The sequence below is a fragment of the Rhodococcus sp. 14C212 genome (assembly GCF_011058195.1).
In the GTDB taxonomy this organism is placed as follows: Bacteria; Actinomycetota; Actinomycetes; order Mycobacteriales; family Mycobacteriaceae; genus Rhodococcus; species Rhodococcus aetherivorans.
Map to the genome: position 1 here is coordinate 1 of NZ_JAALEH010000164.1, position 6,538 is coordinate 6,538.

Sequence of the window (6,538 nt, forward strand, 5' to 3'; positions counted from 1 at the left end):
CCTGGCCGACCTCGAAGCTCACGCGCTGGTTCTCCTCGAGGGTGCGGAAGCCGCCGCCCTGGATCTCGGAGAAGTGCACGAAGACGTCCGCGGAGCCGTCGGCGGGGGCAATGAAGCCGAAGCCCTTTTCGCCGTTGAACCACTTCACGGTACCTTCAACCATTTTCAACCTCATACATCTCGGAAAGCCTTGTGGCCTTCATCTTTCGTCGAACGACACGACGTCGCCCGGGCCTGTCACTCGACGGCTGAGAAAGATTCCGTGGGAATTTCGCATCCGCTCGCAACTAGAAATGTGCGAGGGGTAAACCACGAACACACTACCTAACGACCGTGTACCAGTAGATCACAGATCCAACCGTCTGCCAAGCGCTGCGACGGAACCGCCCGGCGCCGCGCCGTCACTGCGTGCCGGCGATCCGCACGAAGGCGGCGGCATCCAGCTTCTCCCCCCGCGTCGACGGATCGATCCCGGCGGCGAGCAGGCGTCGCTCGGCCTCCGCGGCCGAACCGGCCCAGCCGCTCAGCGCTGCCCGCAGCGTCTTGCGGCGTTGCGCGAACGCGGCATCGACGACGGCGAATACCCTGCGACGGTGCCCCTCGTCCGTGGGCCAGGGTGGCTCGGCGTAGCGGTCGATGCGCACCAGCCCTGATTCCACCTGGGGCACCGGCCAGAACACGGCCCGGCCGACCGACCCGGCGCGACGGACGTGGCCGAAGAACCCGGCCTTGACACTGGGCACGCCGTACACGCGACTCCCGGGTGGGGCGGCGAGCCGATCGGCCACCTCGGCCTGCACCATCACCAGAGCCGTGCGCAGCGAGTCGAATTCGGCGAACATGTGCAGCAGCACGGGCACCGCGACGTTGTAGGGCAGGTTCGCGACGAGCGCCGTCGGGGCGGCCGGCAGGTCGGTCGGGTACACCCGCATGGCGTCCTTCAGGACGACGTCGAGCCGATCGGCGAGGTCGGGTGCGCGGTCGGCGACCGTCGCGGGCAGGCGTTCGGCGAGCCTGGGATCGATCTCCACGGCGACGACGCGGTCGACGACGTCGAGCAGGGCGAGCGTCAGCGAGCCGAGACCCGGGCCCACCTCGAGCACCACGTCGTCGCGGCCCACGCCGGCGACCGAGACGATGCGGCGCACCGTGTTGGCGTCGTGCACGAAGTTCTGGCCGAGCTGCTTGGTCGGCCGGACCCCGAACTCCTCCGCGAGGGCGCGCACCTCGGCGGGACCGAGCAGGGCGGCACGACCGCGGGGGGTCACGTCGGAACCGTCGCGGGGGGTCGAGCCGGGGTGGCCGGGTGAGTGGTCTGGCACGTGCCGAACCTAACGCACGCCGATGCGGGACGAGCAGGACGGCCACGCTCCCCAGCCCTGGGCGCGCTGCATCCGGCTCGCGACGGCGATCTGTTCTTCCCGGGTGGCGAGGTCGGCGCGGGGCGCATACGTCAGGCCGCCCTGGCGCTCCCAGGTGCTCTGGTCGAACTGCAGGCCGCCGTAGTAGCCGTTGCCGGTGTCGACGGCCCAGTCGCCGGTGGCTTCGCACTGCGCGAGGGCGTCCCAGGCGTCGCCGTTCTCGACGGGCGGAACCTCGGTTCCCGGCTTGGCGCCCACGCGCACGATCCGCGGCTGCGCCGGGGTGGTGACGACGGCGTCGATCTGGTCGCGGGTGGTCTCGACGCCGTCGACGGTGGTGACGGCGAAGGTGACATCGTGCACGCCGGGCACGCCTGGGTTCTCGACGACCGTCCGGCTCATGTTCATCGTGGGGTCCTCGATGCGCTGCTCCGGAGGCGCGAGCGGCTGGGTCTCGGTGACCCGGACCGTGCGCTGGCGGGTGATTCGGATCTCGAGGCCCTCGGTCAGCGCCGCATCGACCGCGGGCACCACCGAATCGGCCTGCTCGAGCGCCACCCCGTGCGCGGCCAGGAACTCCCCGACCGTCGGCGCGGCCATCCGCACCTCCACCGCCGGCGCACCGCCGTCGAGCAACCGCACCGTCTTCGGGCTCACCACGTCGAGCTCGGCGCCCTCGAGCGGCAACCGGTGCGACCGCGACGCCGAGGTGTACACATCCGCCGCCAGCTCGAACTGCGCCAGCGCCTCGTCCACCGTCGTCGCCGTCGTCCACACCGTGCGCTCGGCACCGTCGACGCTCAGCTGCACCTCCCGCGCCCGCCGCAGCACCACCGTGTCCCCGTCCGACACCTCGGCGTCGACGGCCGGGGCCACCACGTCGCGCTCACCGACCGGGTGGCCGGCGTGGGCGAGGACGGCTCGGACGTCGGTGCCCATGGTGCCCAGGGTGAGCCGGTCCCCGTCGACGTCGATCGTCACGGTCTTGTGCCGGGCGAGCGCCGTCGCGGCGCCGGCCACCAGGGTGGCCAGGAGCGCCGCGACGACGACGTACAACAGCACGGAGCGCGAGGTGTTGATCTTCGTCAGTGGGGACACAAGCCGTATTTCTTACCGCAGGCCCATCTTGCTGGTGCATGCCGGCCAGGCTCCCCAGCCCTGCGCGGCCTGGACCTTCTCGGCGACGGCGATCTGCTGCTCGCGGCTGGCCAGGTCGGCGCGCGGCGCGTACTGGGTGCCGCCGAACGCGGCCCAGGTCTGCTGGGTGAACTGCAGACCGCCGTAGAAGCCGTTGCCGGTGTTGATGGCCCAGTTGCCGGTGGCCTCGCACTGTGCGAGGGCGTCCCAGGTGGAGGCACGTCCGGAGGCGGGCGCGGCCGGCTTCGGCTTGGTGCCGACGCGGACGATCGCCGGAGCCGGCTCGCGGACGGTGGTCGAGGCCTTCTCGGTGCGGCCGACCTCGACGCCGTCGATCGTGTGCACGTCGAAGGTCACGGTGCGCTCACCGGGAGCACCCGGGTTGTCGAGCGCGGTCTCACCCTCGGTCATGTTCGGGTCGTCGACGCGCTGCTCGGGCGCGGGCAGCGGCTGGTTCTCGATGCGGGTCTCGATGCGGTCGCGGGTGATGCGGATCTCGAGGCCCTCGGTCAGCGCCGCATCGACCGCGGGCACCACCGAATCGGCCTGCTCGAGCGCCACCCCGTGCGCGGCCAGGAACTCCCCGACCGTCGGCGCGGCCATCCGCACCTCCACCGCCGGCGCACCGCCGTCGAGCAACCGCACCGTCTTCGGGCTCACCACGTCGAGCTCGGCGCCCTCGAGCGGCAACCGGTGCGACCGCGACGCCGAGGTGTACACATCCGCCGCCAGCTCGAACTGCGCCAGCGCCTCGTCCACCGTCGTCGCCGTCGTCCACACCGTGCGCTCGGCACCGTCGACGCTCAGCTGCACCTCCCGCGCCCGCCGCAGCACCACCGTGTCCCCGTCCGACACCTCGGCGTCGACGGCCGGGGCCACCACGTCGTGCTCGCCGACGGGGTAGCCGGCGCCGGCGAGGACGTCGCCGACCTCGGAGCTCATGGTGCTGAGCGCGATCCGCTCACCGTCCACGTCGAGGGTGAGTTCCTTGTGCTGAATCAGGGCGGCGATGCCGCCGGCCGCGAGGGTGAGGAAGAGTGCGGCGACGACCACGTACAGCGTGGGCGATTTCGCTCGGTTGATCTTGGTGAAAGGTGACACGGCAATTTCCTGGACTGTCGACAACTTCGATCACGGCACGGTAACGAATCGGCATTGATACGGCAACTGCAACATTTCTACCTGCAGTTTCTCGGCAACGAGGTAGGTGACGATTCGTGATTTTCGATCAATAGCCGGACCACGGCCGAAGCCGCGGACTAGCGTCGATTCGACACTCGGGAAAACGTGCCGCACGACGCGCGAATTACAGAGGTGGGATTACTTTGGGTGACCGAATTCACCGTCCGCCGGCGCAGCGGAGTGCGGCCCTGCTGACCCTGCTCGGCATGCTCGGCGCGCTGCTGCTCGCCGCCGCGCCGGCGGCTTCGGCGCAGTCCCCCGCCGCCGGCCGCACCTACGTCATCGCCACCGACGTGACCTTTGCGCCCTTCGAGTTCCAGAACGAGCAGGGCGACTTCGTCGGCATCGACATGGACCTCATCCGGGAGATCGCAGAGGACCAGGGCTTCACCGTGGACATCCGCCCGCTGGGCTTCGACGCCGCCCTGCAGGCGGTGCAGGCCGACCAGGCCGACGGCGTGATCGCGGGCATGTCGATCACGGACGAGCGCAAGCAGGTCTTCGACTTCTCCGATCCCTACTTCGAGTCCGGCGTGCAGATGGCGGTACTCGCCGGCAACGACGAGGTCGCGTCGTACGCCGATCTGGCGGGTAAGCGCGTCGCGGTCAAGAACGGCACCGAGGGCGCCGCCTTCGCCGAGTCCATCAAGGACGAGTACGGGTTCACCACCGTCTACTTCGCCGACTCGGCGAGCATGTACGACGAGGTTCGCACCGGGAACTCGGTCGCGGTCTTCGACGACTATCCGGTGCTGGCGTACGGCATCGCGCAGGGCAACGGGCTGAAGACGGTCACCGAGAAGGAGGCCGGTGCGAGCTACGGGTTCGCGGTGAACAAGGGCCGCAACCAGGAGCTGCTCACGGCGTTCAACGCGGGCCTGCAGAACCTGCAGGACAACGGCCGCTACGACGAGATCGTGGAGAGCTACCTCGGCGAGGGCGCCGTGCAGGCCGACAACTCCATCCCCGGTCTGCTCCGCAGCACGTGGCAGCTGCTGCTCGAGGGACTGTGGCTGACCGTCGTGCTGTCGGTCGTCTCGATCGCGATCGCGCTGGTGCTCGGCGCACTGTTCGGCCTCATGCGGGTCTCGCGCAACATCGTCCTGCGCGGGATCGGCACCACCTACGTCGACGTCTTCCGCGGCACCCCGCTGCTGGTGCAGGCCTTCTTCATCTACTTCGGCATCCCGGCCGCGGCCGGATTCCAGATGTCGGCGTTCACCGCGGGCATCATCACGCTCTCGCTCAACGCGGGCGCGTACATGGCCGAGATCGTGCGGGGCGGCATCCTGTCCGTCGACAAGGGGCAGATGGAGGCCGCCCGCAGCCTCGGCATCGGCTACCTGCCCGCGATGCGCAAGGTGGTCATGCCCCAGGCGGTGCGCACCATGATCCCGTCGTACATCAATCAGTTCGTGATCACGCTGAAGGACACGTCGATCCTGTCGGTGATCGGCATCGCCGAGCTCACCCAGACCGGGCGGATCATCATCGCCCGCAACTTCCAGTCGTTCCAGATGTGGCTGATCATCGGGGTGATCTACTTCGTCGTCATCATGGCGCTGACCAAATTGTCGGACCGACTCGAGAAGAGGATCAACCGTTGACCGAGGCAGCCGCGGCCCAGCCGCTCGAGGACGGTCGCGAGGTGAAGATCCGCGTGCGCGGCCTGAAGAAGGCGTTCGGCGAGAACGAGGTGCTCAAGGGCATCGATGTGGACATCCTCGCCGGCGAGGTGGTGTGCGTGATCGGCCCCTCCGGTTCGGGCAAGTCGACGTTCCTGCGGTGCCTGAACCGGCTCGAGGACATCAGCGCCGGCTCGGTCGTGGTACACGGGTTCGACCTCGCCGAGCGGAAGATCGACATCGACCGGGTGCGCCGCCACATCGGGATGGTGTTCCAGCACTTCAACCTCTTCCCGCACATGACGGCCCTCGAGAACATCGTGCTCGCGCCGGTGCTGACGAAGCGTGCGAGCAAGGAGGAGGCACGGGCGCGGGGGCTCGCCCTGCTCGACCGGGTGGGGCTGGCCGAGAAGGCCGACGCGAAGCCGGCCAACCTGTCCGGCGGGCAGAAGCAGCGCGTCGCGATCGCGCGGGCGCTGGCCATGAATCCGGACATCATGCTGTTCGACGAGGCGACCAGCGCCCTCGACCCGGAGATGGTGGGCGAGGTGCTGCAGGTGCTGCGCGACCTGGCGGCCGAGGGCATGACCATGGTCGTGGTCACGCACGAGATGGGTTTCGCCCGTGAGGTTGCCGACCGGGTGCTGTTCATGGCCGACGGGTACGTCCTCGAGGAGGGCACGCCGAAGGAACTGTTCGGCAGCCCCCGCCAGGAACGGACCCGCGACTTCCTCGCGAAGGTGCTCTGAGGCCGGCGCCCGGTCCCCGGACGCCGGCCCTCGCCCACGGCTACGCGGTCTGCAGGAACCGCACCCGGCGGGCGAGCAGGGCGTCGACGCTGTAGGCGCCGGCGCCTACGACGGCGAGCACCAGCGCACCCGCGCCGAGGGCCCCGACGAGTTCCCATCCGCCGTCGGTGACGTAGATGCCGTTGCCGATGTGGACGAAGAAGAACGCGCCGAGCATGTTGATCAGCAGCAGGAGGCCGAAGATCGGCACGAGCAGGCCGATGATCAGAGCGATGCCGCCGAGCGTTTCCACCCAGGTGGCGTAGAAGGCGGACAGCGCGGGCACGGGCACGTCCATGCCCTCGAATCCGGCCTTGGTGGCGGAGTATCCCTGGTTGATCTTCTGCAGGCCGTGGGCCAGGAAGACGATGCCGATGACCACTCGGGCGACGAGCAGCCCGACGTTGCGCAGGACGGGGTTGTTCATGGGGGTGACCTTTCGGTG

The 6,538-nt window shown here is 69.3% G+C and carries 7 protein-coding genes; 2 read left to right on the forward strand and 5 right to left on the reverse strand.

The window, feature by feature from the left end; all coding sequences use genetic code 11:
* The 4 genes from G6038_RS30035 to G6038_RS30050 form a co-directional block, all read right to left on the reverse strand.
* Window positions 1-163: cold-shock protein (locus tag G6038_RS30035; protein ID WP_165042478.1), on the reverse strand; the 163-nt coding region annotated here is incomplete at its 3' end.
* Window positions 164-401: 238 nt separating this feature from the next.
* Window positions 402-1,268 (reverse strand): 16S rRNA (adenine(1518)-N(6)/adenine(1519)-N(6))-dimethyltransferase RsmA, encoded by an 867-nt coding sequence (gene rsmA / locus G6038_RS30040; protein WP_165042480.1) that lies wholly within the window; start codon window positions 1,266-1,268, stop codon window positions 402-404.
* A 63-nt stretch (window positions 1,269-1,331) separates the two neighbouring features.
* A complete protein-coding gene (locus G6038_RS30045) occupies window positions 1,332-2,459 on the reverse strand; it encodes a resuscitation-promoting factor (RefSeq protein WP_165042489.1) in 1,128 nt (375 codons plus the stop codon).
* A gap of 12 nt (window positions 2,460-2,471) precedes the next feature.
* The gene (locus G6038_RS30050) at window positions 2,472-3,599 is read right to left on the reverse strand and encodes a resuscitation-promoting factor (RefSeq protein ID WP_165042497.1); all 1,128 of its coding nucleotides are present in this window, start codon (window positions 3,597-3,599) and stop codon (window positions 2,472-2,474) included.
* 287 nt (window positions 3,600-3,886) lie between these two features.
* Between G6038_RS30050 and G6038_RS30055 the strand changes: the two genes are divergently transcribed.
* Window positions 3,887-5,287: an amino acid ABC transporter substrate-binding protein/permease gene (locus G6038_RS30055; protein WP_240918878.1), complete on the forward strand. Its 1,401-nt coding sequence runs from the start codon at window positions 3,887-3,889 to the stop codon at window positions 5,285-5,287.
* On the forward strand, window positions 5,284-6,054 hold the full coding sequence (locus tag G6038_RS30060; protein ID WP_165042499.1) for an amino acid ABC transporter ATP-binding protein: 771 nt from the start codon (window positions 5,284-5,286) through the stop codon (window positions 6,052-6,054). The genes G6038_RS30055 and G6038_RS30060 overlap by 4 nt, the downstream gene beginning before the upstream one ends.
* A 40-nt stretch (window positions 6,055-6,094) precedes the next feature.
* On the opposite strand, the gene G6038_RS30065 is transcribed toward G6038_RS30060, so the two are convergent.
* The gene (locus G6038_RS30065; RefSeq protein ID WP_165042501.1) at window positions 6,095-6,520 is read right to left on the reverse strand and encodes a DoxX family protein; all 426 of its coding nucleotides are present in this window, start codon (window positions 6,518-6,520) and stop codon (window positions 6,095-6,097) included.
* Window positions 6,521-6,538: the final 18 nt, after the last annotated feature.

Excerpts from the sequence above, each read along its gene's own strand:
- G6038_RS30055 (WP_240918878.1), top strand. The coding sequence starts at position 3,887 with ATGCTCGGCGCGCTGCTGCTCGCCGCCGCGCCGGCGGCTTCGGCGCAG.
- G6038_RS30065 (WP_165042501.1), bottom strand. The coding sequence starts at position 6,520 with ATGAACAACCCCGTCCTGCGCAACGTCGGGCTGCTCGTCGCCCGAGTG.